Genomic DNA, 19381 nt, shown 5'->3' on the forward strand with positions numbered 1-19381 from the left:
AACTCGCGGCACTGCTGTCTGGAGTGATTTATGCGTGAAGAGTTGAACAAGGGCCTGATCGACTTCCTCAAGGCCTCGCCCACCCCGTTCCATGCCACCGCCACCCTCGTACAACATCTGGAAGCCGCCGGTTTCCAGCGCCTCGACGAACGCGACACCTGGGCCGTCGAAGCCGGTGGCCGGTATTTCGTGACCCGCAACGACTCGTCCATCGTGGCCTTTCGCATGGGTCGCCACTCGCCACTGATCAGCGGCATCCGCATGGTCGGCGCACACACCGACAGCCCCTGCCTGCGCGTCAAGCCGCAGCCTGAACTGCAGCGCCAGGGTTTCTGGCAACTGGGCGTGGAAGTCTACGGCGGCGCCCTGCTGGCGCCCTGGTTCGACCGCGACCTGTCGCTGGCCGGGCGGGTGACGTTCCGCCGTGACGGCAAGGTCGAGAGCCAGCTGATCAACTTCCGTGCGCCGATCGCGGTGATCCCCAACCTGGCGATCCACCTCAACCGCAGCGCCAACGAAGGCTGGCACATCAACCCGCAGACCGAACTGCCGCCGATCCTGGCCCAGGTGGCCGGTGATGAACGTGCGGACTTCCGTGCGCTGCTCACCGACCAACTGGCCCGCGAGCACGACCTCAACGCCGACGTGGTGCTGGATTACGAGCTGAGCTTCTACGATACCCAGAGCGCCGCCGTGATCGGCCTCAACCAGGACTTCATCGCCGGGGCGCGCCTGGACAACCTGCTGTCGTGCTACGCCGGCCTGCAGGCCCTGCTCAACAGCGACAGCGAGCAGACCTGCCTGCTGGTATGCACCGACCACGAGGAAATCGGCTCGGCCTCGGCCTGCGGCGCCGACGGCCCGATGCTCGAACAGATCGTCCAGCGCCTGGTCGGCGACCACGAAGACTACGTGCGCACCATCCAGCGTTCGCTGCTGGTCTCGGCCGACAACGCGCATGGCGTACACCCCAACTACGCCGACAAGCACGATGGCAACCACGGGCCCAAGCTCAACGCCGGGCCGGTGATCAAGGTCAACAGCAACCAGCGCTACGCCACCAACAGCGAAACCGCCGGTTTCTTCCGCCACTTGTGCATGGCCGAAGAAGTCCCGGTGCAGAGCTTCGTGGTGCGCAGCGACATGGGTTGTGGCTCGACCATCGGCCCCATCACGGCCAGCCATCTGGGTATCCGCACCGTGGACATCGGCCTGCCGACCTTCGCCATGCACTCGATCCGCGAGCTGGCCGGCAGCCACGACCTGGCGCACCTGGTCAAGGTCCTCGGGGCGTTCTACGCCAGCACCGAATTGCCCTGAGCACTCCTGCAGGACCGGCTTGAGCCGCAAGGAAATCCCGGCTCAAGCCGCTTCCACCGCTCAGCGGTCGCGCATCACCGCACTGACATGAATCGCGTCGTGCCGCCAGTACTCCAGGTCGCAATCGATCAGCCGCCCCTCGCGGTCATGATTGACCCGCGCGATGCACAAGCCAGGCGTGCCCAGTGACACCTTCAAGGCCGCAGCGGCTTCGGCATGCAGGGCAGTCGGCAACAGGTCGAACGTCACCTGCCCGTAGTGCACCCCGTAGCGCTCGGCGTACAGCTCGGTGAGTGACTGGTCGAGATCGCAGTCGAGAATGCCGGGAAAATACTCTGGCTTGAGGTAATGCTCGACATACAGCACGGGCCGCCGGTCGATGCGGCGCGCTCGGCAGATCTGGATCACGCTGGACAGCGCCGGCAGTTGCAGGCGCTGGCAGATCGACGCCGAGGCCGGCTGCAGGCGCGCCGAGAGCATCTGGGTCTGTGGCTCGCGCCCCTGGGCGGCGACCATCGCGTGGAAGTGGCTGCGGCTGTTGAGGTCATAAGCCAGCCGGGGTGGCGAAACGAACCAGCCGCGCCGCTCTTCGCGGTAGATCAGGCCTTGGGCTTCGAGCTGCACCAGGGCTTCACGCAAAGTAATGCGCGTCGTGCCGAACACTTCGCTGAGCTGACGCTCGGCCGGCAGCTTTTCACCCGGCGGCAACAGGCCACGCTGGATCTGCTCCTGCAAGGCGTGGCAAATGGTGGTCACCGCTCGTGGTTCATCATCGCGCATAAGCTACCTTTCTGGTCTATACCAGCCCCAGACAAGGGCACGCGCGCCTCTCTGGAACCTGCCTGTGAGCCTATGTCCTGGACATGACTGTCCTGTGACATTCGCCTGGCCAAGCTTGCCAAGACTAGTCCATGACACGGCGCAACACCTTGTCCAGCAAGGCCCGGGCGGTAGTCTACGCTTAGTTCGCAGCGCCATCTGAGCGAACAACAAACGCGCCAGTCCCAGCGCCCGACACGAAAATGTCATGCAAAGCGCCTAATTTGGCTCAGGTATTGCTGATCTAGACCACGACCAACACCTCTTGCCGCAAGTGCACCAAGGAGCTTCGAATGAAACACCTTTTGTTGGCATCACTGCTGGGTTCGGCCATTGCCTTGAGCAACGCGGCCTTTGCGAACACCGACATCAAAGCCCTGGAAGACGCCGCCAAGGCCGAAGGCGCCGTGAACAGCGTCGGCATGCCCGACGACTGGGCAAACTGGAAAGGCACCTGGACCGACCTGACCGCCAAGTACGGCCTCAAGCACACCGACACCGACATGAGTTCGGCCCAGGAAGTGGCCAAGTTCGACGCCGAGAAAGACAACGCCAGCGCCGACATCGGTGACGTCGGGGCGGCCTTCGGCCCGATCGCCGCCGCCAAGGGCGTGACCCAGCCCTACAAGCCGAGCACCTGGGAACAGGTTCCGGACTGGGCCAAGGACAAGGACGGTCACTGGGCGCTGGCCTATACCGGCACCATCGCCTTCATCGTCAACAAGAAGCTGCTGCACGGCTCGGACATCCCGAAAAGCTGGGCCGACCTGAAGACCGGCAAATACAAGGTTTCCATCGGTGACGTGAGCACCGCCGCCCAGGCCGCCAACGGCGTGCTGGCTGCCTCGTTCGCTTTCAAGGGTGACGAGACCAACATCGAGCCGGGCCTGCAGCTGTTCACCGAGCTGGCCAAACAGAAGCGCCTGTCGCTGGCCAACCCGACCATCCAGACCATCGAGAAGGGTGAAGTGGAAGTCGGTGTGGTCTGGGACTTCAACGGCCTGAGCTACAAGGCCAAGATGGCCAACCCCGATGACTTCGTGGTGCTGATCCCCTCCGACGGCTCGGTGATCTCTGGCTACACCACCATCATCAACAAGTACGCCAAGCACCCCAACGCCGCCAAGCTGACCCGCGAATACATCTTCAGCGACGCCGGGCAGATCAACCTGGCCAAGGGCAACGCGCGGCCGATTCGTGCCGAGCACATCACCCTGCCGGACGACGTGAAGGCCAAGCTGCTGCCCAACGAACAGTACAAGCACGTCACGCCGATCAAGGACGCGCAGGCCTGGGAGAAGACTTCCAAGGCGCTGCCTCAGAAGTGGAACGAGCAGGTCATCATCGAGATGAACTGACACCCGGCTGGCGGGCGTGGCGCACACCGCGTCCGCCAGCGCTACACCTCATGGCCCGGAGCAACGGATTTGAAGCAGTTCTCCCGCGGGCAATGGCTGGCACTGACATGCCTGTTACCGTTCGCCCTGTTCTTCATCGTATTCCAGATCGCCCCGCTGGCCTGGGTGGCGATCCACAGCCTGCAGTCCGACAACGGTTGGGGCCTGGAGAATTTCAGCAAGGCCTTCAACTCGCGCTTCTATCGCCAGGCCATGCAGTTCAGCCTGGAAATCAGCTTCTGGTCGAGCCTGTTCGGCATCGTCATCGCGGTGATCGGCACCTGGTCGCTGCGCCAGGTCGACTCGCGGCTGCGTGACTTCGTCACCGCCTTCGCCAACATGACCAGCAACTTCTCCGGCGTACCGCTGGCCTTCGCCTTCATCATCCTGCTGGGCTTCAACGGCGCGCTGACGCTGATTCTCAAGCAGAGCGGGATCATCGGTGACTTCAACCTGTACTCCAAGACCGGGCTGATCATCGTCTACACCTATTTCCAGATTCCCCTGGGCGTGCTGCTGCTCTACCCGGCCTTCGACGCCCTGCGCCAGGACTGGTCCGAATCTGCCGCGCTGCTCGGCGCCGGCCCCTGGCAGTTCTGGTGGCACATCGGTCTGCCGGTGCTGACCCCGGCGCTGCTGGGCACCTTCGTGATCCTGCTGGCCAACGCCCTCGGTGCCTACGCCACGGTGTACGCCCTGACCGTCGGCAACTTCAACGTGCTGCCGATCCGCATCGCCGCCATGGTCTCCGGCGATATCACCCTGGACCCGAACATGGCCAGCGCCCTGGCGATGATTCTCGTCGGCCTGATGACCCTGGTCACCCTGGTACACCAGTGGCTGCTGAAGAGGAGCTACCATGTCGCGCGCTGAACGACGCCCCGCCAGCCTCTACCACCGCACGGTGGTCTGGCTGCTGTTCCTGATCCTGCTGCTGCCGCTGGCCGGCACCTTCCTGTACTCGATCGCCACCAGCTGGTCGGCGACCATCCTGCCCAGCGGCCTGACCTTCAAGTGGTACCTGGCGCTGTGGAGCGACGCGCGCTTTCTCAACGCCTTCGCCCAGTCGCTGCTGGTCTGCGTCGGTGCGCTGCTGCTTTCGGTGGTACTGATCCTGCCGCTGCTGTTCGTGGTGCATTACCACTTCCCGCGGCTCGACGGGTTGATGAACATCCTCATCCTGCTGCCCTTCGCGGTGCCGCCGGTGGTGTCCTCGGTGGGCCTGCTGCAGCTCTATGGTTCAGGCAGCATGGCCATGGTCGGCACGCCGTGGATCCTGATCGGCTGCTACTTCACCATCGCCTTGCCCTTCATGTACCGCGCCATCACCAACAACCTGCAGGCGATCAATCTGATCGACCTGATGGACGCCGCGCGCCTGCTCGGCGCCAGCACCTGGCAGGCGGCCTTCATGGTGGTGCTGCCCAACCTGCGCAAGGGCCTGATGGTCGCCGTGCTGCTGTCGTTCTCCTTCCTGTTCGGCGAGTTCGTGTTCGCCAACCTGCTGGTCGGCACCCGCTACGAGACCCTGCAGGTGTACCTGAACAACATGCGCGACAGCAGCGGCCACTTCAACAGTGCCCTGGTGATTTCCTACTTCCTCTTCGTGCTGGTACTGACCTGGGTCGCCAACCGACTGAACAAGGACAAGGACTGAAATGAGCTTCATCAGTATCGAGAACCTGCAAAAGAGCTACACCGGCACGCCCGTGGTCAGCGACATCCACTGCCGCATCGACAAGGGCGAGTTCATCACGCTGCTCGGTCCTTCCGGCTGCGGCAAGTCGACCCTGTTGCGCTGCATCGCCGGGCTGACTCCGGTGGACAGCGGGCGCATCCTGCTCGACGGCCAGGACCTGGTGCCGCTCAACCCGCAGAAGCGCAACATCGGCATGGTGTTCCAGAGCTACGCGCTGTTTCCCAACATGACCGTGGAGCAGAACGTGGCCTTCGGCCTGCGCATGCAGAAGGTCAGCCGCGAGGAAAGCGCCCAGCGTGTCGCCGAGATGCTGCGCCTGGTAGAACTGCAGGATTTCGCCGGGCGCTACCCGCACCAGCTGTCCGGTGGCCAGTGCCAGCGCGTGGCCCTGGCCCGCTCGCTGGTCACCCGCCCGCGCCTGCTGCTGCTCGACGAGCCGCTGTCGGCCCTGGACGCACGCATCCGCAAGCACTTGCGCGAGCAGATTCGTGCCATCCAGCGCGAACTGAACCTGACCACGATCTTCGTCACCCATGACCAGGAAGAAGCCCTGACCCTGTCCGACCGTATCGTGCTGATGAACCAGGGCCGTATCGTGCAGAGCGGTGACGCCGAGTCGCTGTACACCGCGCCGGTGGACGCCTTTGCCGCCGGTTTCATCGGCAACTACAACCTGCTCGACGCCGCTGTCGCCAGCCGCCTGCTGCAACGCCCTGTAGCCGGGCGCGTGGCGATCCGCCCGGAGGCCATCGAGCTGCACGCCGACGGCCCGCTGGCCGGGGAAATCCTCAGCCACAGCCTGCTGGGCAACGTGATCCGCTACCGGGTCCGCAGCAACGAGGTGGATCTGGTGGTCGACGTACTCAATCGCTCGGCGGCTGACTTGAAGGCCGACGGCCAGAAGGTCGGGCTGAGCATCGACCCGGCCGCCATTTGCACACTTTCCTGACCGGCGTGCGGGCCACGACTGCCCCTGTGCCAACGCCACTCTGCCGAACCTGAAGCAGGGTTATCGCGACCGAGGGCGCCGCGACGGGTTACAGTGCCGCCCTCACGCTGACAAAGGACCGCAACAATGCCCGTAGCCATTTTCGACCTGGACGAAACCCTCATCGACGGCGACTGCTCGACGCTGTGGTGCGAGCACATGGGCCGCCTGGGCTGGGTCGACCCCGAGTCGTTCATGCGCCGCAACAACGAGATGATGGACGCCTACAAGGCCGGCGAGCTGGCCATGGAAGACTATATGGCGTTCAGCCTGGAGCCCATGGCCGGGCGTACCCCCGAAGAAGTCGAGCATCTGGTCGGCCCCTGGGTCGAGGACGTCATCGAGCCGATCATCTTCAGCGACGCCTGCAAGGCCATCGCCGAACACCGTACCCAGGGTGACCGTATCCTGGTGATCTCCGCCTCCAGCGTGCACCTGGTGGCGCCCATCGCCGAGCGCCTGGGCATCGACGAAGTGCTGGCCATCGACCTGGACGTCCAGCATGGCGTGTACAGCGGCGCCACCACAGGCACCCTGACCTACCAGCAGGGCAAGGTCACACGGCTGATGCAATGGCTGGACGCCGAAGGGGAAAACCTCGAAGGCGCGAGTTTCTATTCCGACTCGCGCAACGACCTGCCGCTGTTGCAGACCGTCGACCACCCGCACGTGGTCAATCCCGACCCGGTGCTGCTGGAACACGCACGCCAGGCCGGCTGGCCGATCCATCACTGGAAGTGACAACGGCCCGAACGCAGCGGGCCCGGCAGCGGTTGCCGGGCCCGCTGCGCCTCATTGCAGTTGCGGGTCGATGACCAGCACGACCTTGCCTGACACCTGGTTGCTCTCCAGCGTGGCATAGGCCTCGCTGGCCTGTTCGGCCGGGAAGGTGCGCGACAGTTGCGGGCTGAGGCGACCCTCGACGAACAGCGGCCAGACCTGCTGGGCCAGGTCGCTGATGAGGGTGGCCTTGAACTGCTCGTCACGGCTGCGCAGGGTCGACCCCAACAGGTGAATGCGCTTGCCCAGCACCTGGGCCAGGTCGATCTCGGCCTTGCGCCCGGCCATCACGCCGATCAGCACCCAGCGGCTGTCCTGGCCCAGCAGCTTGAGGTTGAGCGCGGCGTATTCGTTGCCGCCCACCGGGTCGAGCACTGCATCGAACGGCGCGAAGGCTTCCAGGCCGGCGAGGTTGTCACCGCGCACCACACCCCCCTGAGCGCCCAGCTCGACGCAATAGGCCAGGCGTTCGGCGGAACCGACACTGACCCATACCGGGTTGCCGAAGGCCTTGCACAGCTGAATGGCCGCTGAACCAACTCCACTTGCCCCGGCGTGCAGCAGAACCTTCTCGCCGGGCTTGATGGCGGCCAGTTCGAAGAGGTTCAACCAGGCCGTGGCATACACCTCCGGCAGGCAGGCGGCCTCGGCCAGGCTCAGGTTTTCCGGGGCTGGCAGCACATGGCGACCGTCGACCACGACTTCCTCGGCCATGCCACCCCCGGCCAGCAAGGCGCAGACCCGGTCGCCGACCTGCCAACTGCTGCCGGGACCTACCTCGGCGATCACCCCGGAGCACTCCAGGCCAAGGAATTCGCTGGCTCCAGGCGGTGGTGGATAGTGGCCCTTGATCTGCAGCAGGTCGGCACGGTTGAGCCCCGCCGCCGCGACCTTGATGCGGACTTGACCGACGTCCAGGGTCGGACTTGGTGTCTGGACCCATTCCAACTGTCCGTTAACGCCTTGCAATGCCTTCACGGTGCCTCCATAGTGAGTCAGGACTGAGCCCGCCGCCTTTGCGCGGGCTTGTGCATTATGCGACCGGGTCCATGGAACCGGCGATTTCTAAGACGGCCTAATATGCGTTATCAATTGTCTCCGCGTCGAATCAGCATGAAGCATTTCTTCCCGAGCACCGCCCTCGCCCTGCTCATTGGCCTCGGCACCCTGTCGACGTCCGCCAGCACCTTTGCCGCCAACGCCTGGGACAAGCTTCAGCCCGACCGCGACGAAGTGATCGCCAGCCTCAACGTGGTGGAACTGCTCAAGCGCCACCACTACAGCAAGCCGCCGCTGGACGACAAGCGCTCGGTGATCATCTACAACAGCTACCTCAAGCTGCTCGACCCGTCGCGCAGTTACTTCCTGGCTAGTGACATCGCCGAATTCGATAAGTGGCAGACGCAGTTCGACGACTTCCTCAAAAGCGGCGACCTCAACGCCGGCTTCACCATCTACAAGCGCTTCCTCGACCGCAGCAAATCGCGCCTGGAGTTCGCCCTGGCGGAGCTGAACAAGGGCGTCGACAAGATGGACTTCGCCACCAAGGAAACCCTGCTGGTCGACCGCAAGGACGCCCCCTGGCCGAAGAACGAAGCCGAGATGGACGACCTGTGGCGCAAGCGGGTCAAGGACGAGGTGCTGCGCCTGAAGATCGCGGGCAAGGACCCGGCCAAGATCCAGGAAACCCTCACCAAGCGTTACAAGAACCAGCTGGCGCGCCTGAGCCAGACCCGCGCCGAGGACATCTTCCAGGCCTACCTGAACTCCTTCGCGATGTCCTACGATCCGCACACCAACTACCTGTCGCCTGATAGCGCGGAAAACTTCGACATCAACATGAGCCTGTCGCTGGAAGGCATCGGTGCGGTGCTGCAGAGCGACAACGACAACGTCAAGATCGTGCGCCTGGTGCCAGCCGGCCCGGCCGCCAAGACCAAGCAGGTGTCCACCGCCGACAAGATCATCGGCGTGGCCCAGGGCGACAAGGAAATGGTCGACGTGATCGGCTGGCGCCTGGACGAAGTGGTCAAGCTGATCCGCGGGCCGAAAGGCTCGGTGGTGCGCCTGGAAATCATCCCGGCCAGCAATGCGCCGAACGACCAGACCAGCAAGGTGGTGTCGATCACCCGCGAGGCCGTCAAGCTGGAAGAACAGGCCGCCAAGAAATCCATTCTGCACCTGAACCAGGATGGCCGTGACTACAAGCTCGGCGTGATCGAGATTCCGGCGTTCTACCTCGACTTCAAGGCTTATCGCGCGGGCGACCCCGAGTACAAGAGCACCACCCGTGACGTGAAGAAACTGCTTACCGAGCTGCAGGCCGAGAAGGTCGACGGCCTGGTGCTGGACCTGCGCAACAACGGCGGTGGTTCGCTCCAGGAGGCCACCGAGCTGACCAGCCTGTTCATCGACAAGGGCCCGACCGTGCTGGTACGCAACGCCGACGGCAAGGTCGACGTGCTCGAAGACGAAGCCAAGGGGGCCTTCTACAAAGGCCCGATGGCGGTACTGGTCAACCGTCTCTCGGCCTCGGCCTCGGAGATCTTCGCCGGCGCCATGCAGGACTACCACCGGGCGCTGATCATCGGTGGCCAGACCTTCGGCAAGGGTACCGTGCAGACCATCCAGCCGCTCAACCATGGCGAACTGAAGCTGACCCTGGCCAAGTTCTATCGGGTTTCCGGGCAGAGCACCCAGCATCAGGGCGTGGTGCCGGACATCACCTACCCGTCGCTGATCGACACCAAGGAAATCGGCGAGAGCGCGCTGCCTGAAGCCATGCCGTGGGACAGCATCCGCCCGGCCGTGCGTCCGGCAGTCGACCCGTTCAAGCCGTTCCTCGCGCAGTTGCAGGCGCGCCACGACCAGCGCAAAGTCAAGGACGCGGAGTTCGTGTTCATCGAAGACCGTCTGGCCCTGGCGCGCAAGCTGATGAGCGAGAAGACCGTAAGCCTCAACGAAGCCGATCGTCGCGCCGAGCATACCTCCATCGAGAACCAGCAACTGGCGCTGGAAAACACCCGGCGCAAAGCCAAGGGCGAGGAACCGCTCAAGGAACTGAAGAAGGAAGACGAAGACGCGCTGCCGACCGACGACGAGAAGGCCAAGCCCGAGGATGACGCCTACCTGGCCGAGACCGGGCGTATTCTCATCGACTATCTGGGTCTCAGCGCCTCTGTGGCAAAAAAGTGAACAACCGACGGAACTAATGGCAAATTGCCAATCCGTCATCAAGCAGTCATGATTCTGTAGTCAAATAAAGGTCTGCCCCCTGTAAGGGGGTCAGACCTTTTATTTTTGTAGCAGAGACCACCATGACCGTGACCGAGCAATTGAGCGCGCTGAGTTCCATCCTGGCTCGTGGTGAGTTGCACAGTCTGTTTCAGCCCATCGTCATGCTCTCCGAGCGGCGCATCCTCGGTTACGAGGCCCTGACCCGCGGCCCGTCAAACAGTACCCTGCATTCACCGATCAGCCTGTTCGCCGTAGCCCGCCAAGGCGGCCGACTGAGCGAGCTGGAGCTGGCCTGCCGTGAGAATGCCTGCCGCCGCTTCAGCCAGCAGGCCCTGCCGGGCAAGCTGTTCCTCAACGTTTCGCCCGAATCGCTGCTGGAGGCCTCACACCCGCCAGGGCGCACCCTGGACATGCTGCAGCGCTACGGCATCGCGCCCCAGGACGTGGTCATCGAACTCACCGAGCAGACCCCCACCGATGACTTCAGCCTGCTCTACAAGGCCCTGCATCACTATCGCGACATGGGTTTCTCCATCGCCCTGGACGACCTGGGGGCCGGCTACTCCAGCCTGCGCCTGTGGTCGGAACTGCGCCCGGACTACGTGAAGATCGACCGTCATTTCATCGACGGCATCCACCAGGATGCGGTCAAGCGCGAGTTCGTCGGCTCCATGTTGCAGATGGCCAAGGCCTCGCGGGCCACGGTGATCGCCGAGGGTATCGAACTGGCTGAAGAACTGAGTGTGCTGGTCGACATGGGCGTGGACCTGGTGCAGGGCTATCTGCTGGCCCGCCCGCAGGAAAACCCGGTGCAGGACGCCCGCCTGATGCTGCCGAAGGCGGAAGGTCCCAGCCCCTCGCTGAATGAGGATAACGCCGACCTCAGCGCCCTGCTCAACCGGCAGGCGGCGGTCAGCCATGACACGCCGACGGCGCGGGTGCTCGAAGCCTTTCGCCAACAGGCCAACCTCAACTCCGTCGCGGTACTGGACGAACACCAGCGCCCGTGCGGCATCGTGCACCGTCATTCGCTTTCTGAAGCCCTGCTCAAGCCTTTCGCCACCGAGCTGTTCGCGCGCAAACCGATCAGCCGGCTGATGAGCGAAGACTTCCTGGCCGTGGAGCAGAACCAATCGCTGCAACAGGTCAGCCGGCTGCTGACCAGCCGTGCCCGCCAGCGCATCGAAGAAGACTTCATCATCACCTGCAATGGCAGCTACGTGGGACTGGGCCGGTTGATCGACGTGCTCAAGCTGATTACCGAGATGAAGATCCAGCAGGCCCGTTACGCCAACCCGCTGACCCTGCTACCCGGCAACGTACCGATCCAGCAGTGCCTGGCACGCCTGCTGCAACAGGGCCGGGAGTCGGTGATCTGCTACGTGGACATCGACAGCTTCAAACCTTTCAACGACATCTACGGCTATGCGCGTGGCGACGAGGTGTTGTTGTGCCTGGCACAGTGCCTGAACGACCGCATCGACCCGAGCCGCGATTTCGTCGGGCATATCGGTGGCGATGACTTCCTGATGGTGCTGGGACCGGACGACTGGCAAAAACGCCTGCAGACGCTGCTCGACGATTTCCAGAACCAGTGCCGACGTTTCTACCGCGCCGAGCACCTGGAGGCGGGTTGTTTCATCGCCCTCAATCGCCAGGGTCTGCGCCAGGAGTTTCCCCTGCTGTCGCTGTCCATCGGGGTCGTGCACCTGCGCCAGGAGGCCTGCGGCCGCATCGACGCCAACCAGCTGGCCGACCTCGCCTCCCAGGCCAAGCACTACGCCAAAGAGGTGATCGGCGCCAGCCTGCATTGCATCGACACCCTGCCAGACACCGCGCCGTTGCGCCCGCACCTGTTCAGGCAGTGCCCGTAGTCTGCACCAGGCTCAGGCTGCGGAAATCCTTGGGCGACTGCTCGAACTGCTTCTTGAACGAACGGCTGAAATGCGCCGAATCGGTGAACCCCCACTTGTAGGCGATGGTGGTGATGGATTCGTTGCGCAGGAAGGGGTTGGCCAGGTCCTCGGCACTGCGTTTGAGGCGGGCACGCTGGATATAGCGGCATACGCTGTCGCCTTCCTCTTCGAACAGCCGGTACAGGTGGCGCACCGAAATATTCAACCGCGCCGCCAGGGCCGCCGGGGTCAGGCCAGGCTGGCCCAGGGACTCGTCGATGAGTTTCTGCACGCAGCCGCGCAGGTTGGCATTGCCCAGCACCGCCGCATCGACACAGGCTGCCTCAGCCTGTTCGAGGGCCGACGGCAGCAACGAGACCAGGGCATTCTGCAGGCCGTACGGGTCGTCTTCGGGGTTCTCGTCATCACCGGCGTGCTTGCACATCTGATCCATCAGCACGTGCAGCATGCGCCCGCAGGTACGCGTGGCGGAGATCCTGCCGAATGCCGGGCGGCCCTTGAGCCCCTTGTAGACGTCACGACGCGGCAGTGACAGCGAGGCATGCTCGATCAGCCCGAACGGCGTGATCTGGCAGTGCCCGGCAGAGTCCATGAGCAACAGCTCACCGGGCGCCAGGCGGATGCTGGTGCCGTGCTGGGTGATCTGCGAGTAGCCGGAGCGCTGGCTGACCAGAAAGCATTCGGCATCGTTGTCCAGGTCGGCGCTGCCAGCCTGGCGGGTAATGTTGCCGGCATTGGTGCGCAGGCTGGCCAGCTCCAGCCCGGAACGCTTCCAGGTGTGGATCTGGCCGATGAACAGAGAGCGATTGAAGGCCAGCTCGGTGTCGAAACGACCACAGATGGCATGCAGTGTGGTCGTCCATTGTTCGAGGCCCTGGCGGGCGAGCTGATCAGATTGCATACCTACCTCCACGAGAATCTTGTTGTTATGCGCGCATTGATAACATGTTAACAATATGCGCACAACGGTCACTGGGATTCATCGGATGAAGGCAGGATGCGTGCCAGGCGCGCTCAGATCTCGCCGAGGATGCGCCGCCAGGCTTGCAGTGCTGCGAACAGGCAGGCCTTCTGCTCGGCGCCCAGGGCGATGTAGCGGCGAAACGCCGGAAGGCGATTGACCACTTCGCTGCCGCCCATGTGCTCCAGGCGCAGGCACCACAGGCCGTCGGTCACTTCCAAGCGCAGGTGCTTGAAGTCCAGCGGCATCAGCGCCTCGCGCAACGGCGCATCGTGCAACAGTGCCGCCTGCAGGTCAGCCAGCGCCTGGCCGTCACCGCCACGCGCACGGCAGTGCAGGCCGGTGCGCCGAATCGCGCCGCCATGGTGCACCGCATAGCGCCCCGTGCACCGCGAGCGGCCCTGCACCTGCAGCACGAATTCGCTCATCACCAAGTGCATGAACAGCTGCGACTCGGTGCGCTCGCGCACTTCAAACACCAGCTCGCCCAGCGTCAGCCGTGCACGCTGCGCGTCGAGCAGGTGCCAACCCGCCACGCCAAGGTTACGCCGCAGGTGCTCGAGGGTCACTCCAGGCCGGTAGCCGCTGGGGTTGCGCTCGGCGCTCAGACGATCAAACAGTCTTGAAAGCATCGCTGCCATCCTCCTTCGCGTGCACACCGGGCTCGCTGGCGAACTCCTTGGCCAGCACGTCTTCGACCCGCGCCGGCCTGAACGGATGGACACGCTGGACGACCAGGGTCCAGAACAACGCATAGGCGGCCGTGGCGGCCAGCATCACGCCGAACGGCACGTAGATGTCCGCCGGGTTCATGCCAGGCGGGGTAATGAACCACATGCCCAGCAGGATGCCGACACTGGAAACGATCTGCGGCAGCGGGAACAGCGGCGACCGATAGGCGCGTGGCAAGTCGGGGCGACGGATACGCAGGCTGACCACCGAGAGGGTCACCAGCAGATAGGCAGTGCTCCAGGCACACACGGCGGCCAGCACCAGGTGGATGATGTTGTCGGTGTTACCCCCCAGGTACCAGGCATGCAGGCACGGGATCAGCATGGCCACCAGAATGCAGAGTATCGGTGTCTTGAAGCGCGGGCTGAGGTAGGTGAACACCTTCGGCAATGCGCCATCCACCGCCATGCCATAGATGATCCGCGGTACGCCCGCCATCAGGGTATTGATGGTCGCCGCGCCGGCGAACAGGAAGCCGATACCCAGCCACACCGGGCCGATATCGCCCATCACCTGCTGGGCGAATTGCGGGATCGCCATCGGTGTATCCAGCAGATGCACACCCGTGGCGGCGTCCAGCACCACGTTCTCGACCTGGCGCTTCATCGCCGCGCCGTAGATGAACATGCAACTGGCCACGCCCAACAGGCCGAGGATCATCGCCTTGGGCATGACTTTGGCCGAGCGGCGCAGGTCCGGTGCCAGCGGGGTGACGAACTCGCAACCGACGAACATGAACATCGCCATGCCGACCAGGGACAGGACGGTCACCAGATCGGTGCCCACCAGCGACGCACCGAACCAGCCGTCGAGCTGCACCGCCGGCGCAGCGATCAGGCCCAGCACACCGAAGGTCATCAACGTCACCCACATGCCGAAGGTGAGGATGATCTCCGCCTTGCCGAAGGCACTGACCCCGAACATGTTGAGCACGCCCAGCACCACCACGAAGCCGACGCCCAGCAGCCAGGAACCGCCGGCCGATTCGGCCAGGGTATTGAGGTGTTCGAAGTTCACCAGGGCCATGACCCCGGCCAGGATGGTTTCCGCCGTGCCCGCGAACACATGGACGATCAGGTAGGCCGCCAGGGTGCCCATGATCGCGAAGAAACGCCCCAGGCCACAGTTGATGTAGTCGTACACCGAGCCGGTGGTCGGCAGGATCGAAGCCGCCTCGGCGAACGTGGTGGCCTGGGCCAGCATCATGATCACCGCGAGGATCATCGCCAGGGCGAAGGCGCTGCCGCCGATGCCGAAGCCCATGGTGGCGGTGAGGATCACTGGGCTGGCCATGATCAGGCCGATGGTACTGGCCAGCGCGGTGGGAAAACCGACCGTGCCGCGGTTGAGGTGCGCGTCGAGCTGCTGATGAAGTGACATGTCTGGCCCCTGGAGTGGTCGTTGGCGTGAGCGGCAACCCCTGGCAGGCAAGTCGCGGGCCGTTGCCGCGGATGCCACAGGTCTGGCCGCTTGATGCCATTCACTTTGCGCCCGCCCTCACCCGACGTCTTGACCCTGGCTGACGGACGTCTTGTTGCAGCCTGCCAGTCGCGCCTGACTGGCCAGCAGGGACAAGAGACTGGCAGCCGCTGCAAAGACTCAGGTCCGCCGGGTACCCCTAACTGTGCGGGCAGCCAACCACAGACGAAGGGGACGACACCCATGGAGCGCTTCAACCGACGCAATACTCTGCCCACCCTGCTCGGCCTTGGCCTGAGCACCCTGCTGGGTGCCAGCCAGGCTCAGGCCGTGGCGCTTTACAGCGACGACGACACCACCCTGACCGGCAACTTCCTCGCCGTATATGGGCACTTCAACAGCCGCAAGAACTATGACGGCACGTCCGGCGGCTCGACCTGGCGCGAGGGCTTCATCAAGTACGGTCTGAGCGGCACCCAGGGGCTGGGCTCGTTCGGCAGCCTGTACGGCACCGCCAACCTGGTCAGCTCGGCGACCTGGGGTGACGGCGACGCCGCCGGTTTCACCGACGGCAGTGAACGTACGAGCAAATTCGACGAAGCCTTCGCCGGCTGGAAGTCCGGCGAACTGTTCCCGTTACTGGGCAAGGATGGCGTCGATCTGTCATGGGGCCGCCAGGTGATCACCCTGGGCGACGGCTTCATCATCAACGACGACGGCATCAACATGGGCAAGGGGGTGGCCGATGGCGACCTGAACCGCGGCGGTGCGTACTACCTGGCAGCCCGGCACGCCTTCGACAAGACCGCAGTGCTGCGCCTGGGCGGCAAGGACGGCCTGCACGGCAGCCTGCTGTGGTTCAAGTCCGACAATCGTGCCCAGGCCAAGACAGAAATGGCCGCTGGCACCCTGGAATACAGCGCCGCACCCGGCACCCTGGGGCTGACCTGGATCCACGGCCTGGGCGTGGATGACCGCTACGCCAGCGACTTCCAGCGCCAGCGCGATGGCATGGACATCTACAGCCTGCGCGGTGCAGGCAATGCCGGTATCGACAACGCGCATTTCTCCTTCGAATACGCCTGGCAGGACAAGGACGCGGGCGCCGAGAAAGCCTGGTACCTGGAAGGCGGCTACACCTTCGCGAACCTGCCCTGGAGTCCGGACCTCACCTACCGCTACAGCCGCTACTCCGAAGGCTGGGACGCCCTGTTCAACGGTCAGAACCGCGGGTTCGGCACCTGGTTCCAGGGTGAGGTGGCCGCCAACTATGCCGGCCCCTTCAACAGCAACACCCGGATCCACCACCTGGCACTGAAAGCCAAGCCCCTGGAAAACCTGACCCTCGGCGCGCTGTTCTTCGACTACCGCACCCTGCATACGGGCCAGGCGCTCAACCTCGACGGCCGGGAAACCGACCTGTACGCCGAGTGGGCAATCAATGAGCACCTGATCATCACGCCGCTGGTGGCCCTGTACAAACCCCGCAAGGGCCAGGACAACGGCGGCAGCCAGTTCGGTGGCAACGGCACCAACGTCTACAGCCAGCTGATCGTCGCCGTGCCGTTCTGAGTGTCTCCGGCCAGCAGGCCTGAACCCACCGCCAGGCGAAAACGCCCTCTTACTTCAGAACAAGGTTTCAATAAAAACCCGATAAAAATTCAAGAAAGAGTGTAAATCGCAAAAAACGAGCGACCTCAGGGTCGCTTTTTTGTTTTTGATGCTTTATTTTGAAATTGCGTTTCATTAAATCCAATAACAACCTGCGCAACAGGAGGCCCGCATGAGCTTCTTTCCGGCCCCGGCCGTCGTCGAGACCCAGGTCTTCACCCGTCTGCCCGATCAATTCCGCAACGCGCGCCGCACCGCCTGGGCGGACGCCAATCGCCAGGGGCGTGCAATCGACTCGTTCCTGGAAGGGCCATCCTTCGATCGGCATGGCAATCTCTACGTGACCGACATCCCCTACGGTCGCATCTTCCGCATCTCGCCCCAGGGCGAATGGACCCTGGTCTGCGAATACGACGGTTGGCCCAATGGCCTGAAGATCCATCGCGATGGCCGGATCTTCATCACCGACTACAAACGCGGAATCATGGTCCTCGACCCGCACAGCGGGCACATCGAACCTCTGCTGGAATCGGCCGGCTCCGAAGGCTTCAAGGGCGTCAACGACCTGGTGTTCGCGCCCAACGGCGACCTCTACTTCACCGACCAGGGCCAGACCGGCCTGCAGGATGCCAGCGGGCGGGTCTACAAGCTGAGCCACGACGGCCAGCTGTCGTGCCTGATCAACACCATCCCCAGCCCCAACGGCATCGTCTATGACCCACATCTGAACCACCTGCTGATCGCCGTCACCCGCGCACAGCAGATCTGGCGCATCCCCCTGGGCAACGGCTCGATCATCGGCAAGGTCGGGGTGTTCGCCCAACTGCACGGCGGCCTGGGCGGCCCCGACGGCCTGGCTCTCGACCAGGACAGCAACCTGTATATCGCGCATACCGGGTTCGGTTCGGTATGGAAGCTGTCGAAGGTCGCCGAGCCGCTGCAACGCATCGTTTCCTGCCAGGGCATCAGCAACACCAACCTGGCGTTCGGCGGCGCAGACAACCGCAACCTCTACATCACCGAATCGGAATCCGGCTCGATCCTCCAGGTGACCACCAGCACAGCGGGCCTGGCGATGTACTCACACAGCTGACAGCCCCAAAAAAACCGTCCAAGAACAATAAAAGAGTGACGTCATGACTCAGGACACTACCGCTCCGCTCCTCCCCTTGTCCGACGCCGAGGGTGAAAAACTGCTGCGCCGCGTCATGCTGCGCATCATGCCGTTCATCTTCCTGTGCTACGTGGTCAGCTACCTGGACCGCACCAACGTCGGCTTCGCCGCCATCAGCATGAACAAGGACCTGGGCCTGACCGCCACGATGTTCGGCTGGGCCGCCGGGCTGTTCTTCTTCGGCTATTTCATTTTCGAGATTCCCAGCAACCTGCTCATGCAGCGCTTCGGCGCGCGGATCTGGATCGCCCGGATCATGGTGACCTGGGGCCTGATCTCGATGGCCACCGCCTTCGCCACCGGGCCGGTCAGCTTCAGCATCCTGCGCTTCCTGCTCGGCGTCGCCGAGGCGGGTTTCACCCCTGGCGTCTACCTGTTCTTCACCTACTGGTTCCCCGGCAAATGGCGGGCCAAGGCCATCGCCGCGTTCCTGCTGGGCATTCCCACGGCCAACATCATCGGCTCGCCGCTGTCGGGCTGGCTGATGGAAATGCACGGCATCATGGGCCTGAAGAACTGGCAGTTCCTGTTGGTGGTGGAAGCGCTGCCCGCCGTGCTGCTGGGCATCGCCTGCCTGTTCGTGCTGGTCGACACGCCGGCCAAGGCGCGCTGGATGAACGAGCGCGAGAAAGCCTGGCTCAACGACCGCCTGAAGCAGGAACAGCAAGCCATCGGCTCGTCCCACGGCCATACCCTGCGCAGCGCGCTGACCAACCCCAAGGTCTTCACCCTGGCGGTCATCAATTTCTGCTGCATCGTCGGCTCGGTCGGCATCGGCCTGTGGATGCCACAGATCATCAAGAGCCTGGGCATGAGCAACAGTAGCGTCGGCCTGGTCACCGCCCTGCCCTACATCCTCGGTGCCCTGTCGATGACCCTCTGGGCACGCCTGGCCAACCGCAGTGAACACCGCCTGCCCTACGTGGTCAGCGCCCTGAGCTTCGCCGCCGTCGCGCTGGTGGGTGCGGCACTGGCAGACAACTCGGTGCTGAAGGTCGCCTGCCTGGCAATGACCGTGTCCGGCATTCTGGCGTTCCAGGCCACCTTCTGGGCCATTCCCTCGACCATCCTCACCGGCCGCGCGGCGGCAGGCGGCCTGGCGCTGATCGTCTCGATCGGCAACCTGGGCGGCTTCGCCGGGCCGTTCCTGATCGGCCTGATCAAGGACGCCACGCAGTCGTTCTCCGTGCCCTTCTATGCGGTGGCGTCGATCCTCATGCTCGGGGTCTGCCTGATGCTCTGGCTGGGTGATCCGGCGCGCCGCCAGCAACCGGGCCTCGCGCAGACCGCCGAGGAAAAAGGCGCCTGATCGATCGCATCGCCGGCCC

Annotated in this window: 16 protein-coding genes; 11 read left to right on the top strand and 5 right to left on the bottom strand. The window is 63.9% G+C overall.

Annotated features, from left to right (window positions below):
- The first annotated feature begins 30 nt into the window (after positions 1–30).
- On the top strand, positions 31–1320 hold the full coding sequence (locus QZ497_RS11440) for a M18 family aminopeptidase (protein WP_295474576.1): 1290 nt from the start codon (positions 31–33) through the stop codon (positions 1318–1320).
- A 60-nt stretch (positions 1321–1380) separates the two neighbouring features.
- Here the strand turns inward: QZ497_RS11440 and QZ497_RS11445 are convergent, their stop codons facing one another.
- Positions 1381–2100 (bottom strand): UTRA domain-containing protein, encoded by a 720-nt coding sequence (locus QZ497_RS11445; protein WP_295474579.1) that lies wholly within the window; start codon positions 2098–2100, stop codon positions 1381–1383.
- Positions 2101–2432: 332 nt separating this feature from the next.
- On the opposite strand from QZ497_RS11445, the gene QZ497_RS11450 reads away from it, so the two are divergent.
- The 5 genes from QZ497_RS11450 to QZ497_RS11470 all read left to right on the top strand — a co-directional run bounded on the left by QZ497_RS11450 (position 2433) and on the right by QZ497_RS11470 (position 6964).
- Positions 2433–3497, top strand: a complete 1065-nt coding sequence (locus tag QZ497_RS11450; RefSeq protein ID WP_295474582.1) for an ABC transporter substrate-binding protein — start codon at positions 2433–2435, stop codon at positions 3495–3497.
- Between the two features lie 69 nt (positions 3498–3566).
- Positions 3567–4409, top strand: coding sequence for an ABC transporter permease subunit (locus QZ497_RS11455; protein WP_295474585.1), 843 nt, complete (start codon positions 3567–3569; stop codon positions 4407–4409).
- Positions 4396–5193: an ABC transporter permease gene (locus QZ497_RS11460; RefSeq protein WP_295474588.1), complete on the top strand. Its 798-nt coding sequence runs from the start codon at positions 4396–4398 to the stop codon at positions 5191–5193. Before QZ497_RS11455 ends, QZ497_RS11460 begins: the two co-directional genes overlap by 14 nt.
- 1 nt (position 5194) lies before the next feature.
- Positions 5195–6184 (top strand): ABC transporter ATP-binding protein, encoded by a 990-nt coding sequence (locus QZ497_RS11465; RefSeq protein ID WP_295474591.1) that lies wholly within the window; start codon positions 5195–5197, stop codon positions 6182–6184.
- Between the two features lie 126 nt (positions 6185–6310).
- Positions 6311–6964: an HAD family phosphatase gene (locus tag QZ497_RS11470; RefSeq protein ID WP_295474594.1), complete on the top strand. Its 654-nt coding sequence runs from the start codon at positions 6311–6313 to the stop codon at positions 6962–6964.
- A gap of 51 nt (positions 6965–7015) precedes the next feature.
- Here the strand turns inward: QZ497_RS11470 and QZ497_RS11475 are convergent, their stop codons facing one another.
- Positions 7016–7981, bottom strand: coding sequence for an NAD(P)H-quinone oxidoreductase (locus tag QZ497_RS11475; protein ID WP_295474597.1), 966 nt, complete (start codon positions 7979–7981; stop codon positions 7016–7018).
- A gap of 135 nt (positions 7982–8116) precedes the next feature.
- Here QZ497_RS11475 and QZ497_RS11480 point away from each other — a divergent pair, with 135 nt between their 5' ends.
- Positions 8117–10198: a carboxy terminal-processing peptidase gene (locus tag QZ497_RS11480; RefSeq protein WP_295474599.1), complete on the top strand. Its 2082-nt coding sequence runs from the start codon at positions 8117–8119 to the stop codon at positions 10196–10198.
- A 122-nt stretch (positions 10199–10320) separates the two neighbouring features.
- Positions 10321–12114: a bifunctional diguanylate cyclase/phosphodiesterase gene (locus tag QZ497_RS11485; RefSeq protein ID WP_295474602.1), complete on the top strand. Its 1794-nt coding sequence runs from the start codon at positions 10321–10323 to the stop codon at positions 12112–12114.
- Here the strand turns inward: QZ497_RS11485 and feaR are convergent.
- The 3 genes from feaR to QZ497_RS11500 form a co-directional block, all read right to left on the bottom strand.
- Positions 12098–13057 carry a transcriptional regulator FeaR gene (feaR, locus tag QZ497_RS11490; RefSeq protein WP_295474605.1) on the bottom strand — a complete coding sequence of 320 codons (960 nt, stop codon included), beginning with the start codon at positions 13055–13057 and terminating at the stop codon, positions 12098–12100. The genes QZ497_RS11485 and feaR overlap by 17 nt on opposite strands.
- 113 nt (positions 13058–13170) lie before the next feature.
- A complete protein-coding gene (locus QZ497_RS11495) occupies positions 13171–13749 on the bottom strand; it encodes a DUF3156 family protein (RefSeq protein WP_295474607.1) in 579 nt (192 codons plus the stop codon).
- Positions 13730–15229, bottom strand: coding sequence for an APC family permease (locus QZ497_RS11500; RefSeq protein ID WP_295474610.1), 1500 nt, complete (start codon positions 15227–15229; stop codon positions 13730–13732). Before QZ497_RS11500 ends, QZ497_RS11495 begins: the two co-directional genes overlap by 20 nt.
- A 282-nt stretch (positions 15230–15511) precedes the next feature.
- Here QZ497_RS11500 and QZ497_RS11505 point away from each other — a divergent pair, with 282 nt between their 5' ends.
- The 3 genes from QZ497_RS11505 to QZ497_RS11515 all read left to right on the top strand — a co-directional run bounded on the left by QZ497_RS11505 (position 15512) and on the right by QZ497_RS11515 (position 19362).
- The gene (locus QZ497_RS11505) at positions 15512–16840 is read left to right on the top strand and encodes a hypothetical protein (RefSeq protein WP_295474613.1); all 1329 of its coding nucleotides are present in this window, start codon (positions 15512–15514) and stop codon (positions 16838–16840) included.
- Positions 16841–17051: 211 nt separating this feature from the next.
- Entirely contained in the window at positions 17052–17972 is a 921-nt protein-coding gene (locus tag QZ497_RS11510) for an SMP-30/gluconolactonase/LRE family protein (RefSeq protein ID WP_295474616.1), read from the top strand.
- 43 nt (positions 17973–18015) lie between these two features.
- On the top strand, positions 18016–19362 hold the full coding sequence (locus QZ497_RS11515; RefSeq protein ID WP_295474618.1) for an MFS transporter: 1347 nt from the start codon (positions 18016–18018) through the stop codon (positions 19360–19362).
- Positions 19363–19381 lie beyond the last annotated feature (19 nt).

It is taken from the genome of uncultured Pseudomonas sp., assembly GCF_913777995.1.
Lineage (GTDB): Bacteria > Pseudomonadota > Gammaproteobacteria > Pseudomonadales > Pseudomonadaceae > Aquipseudomonas.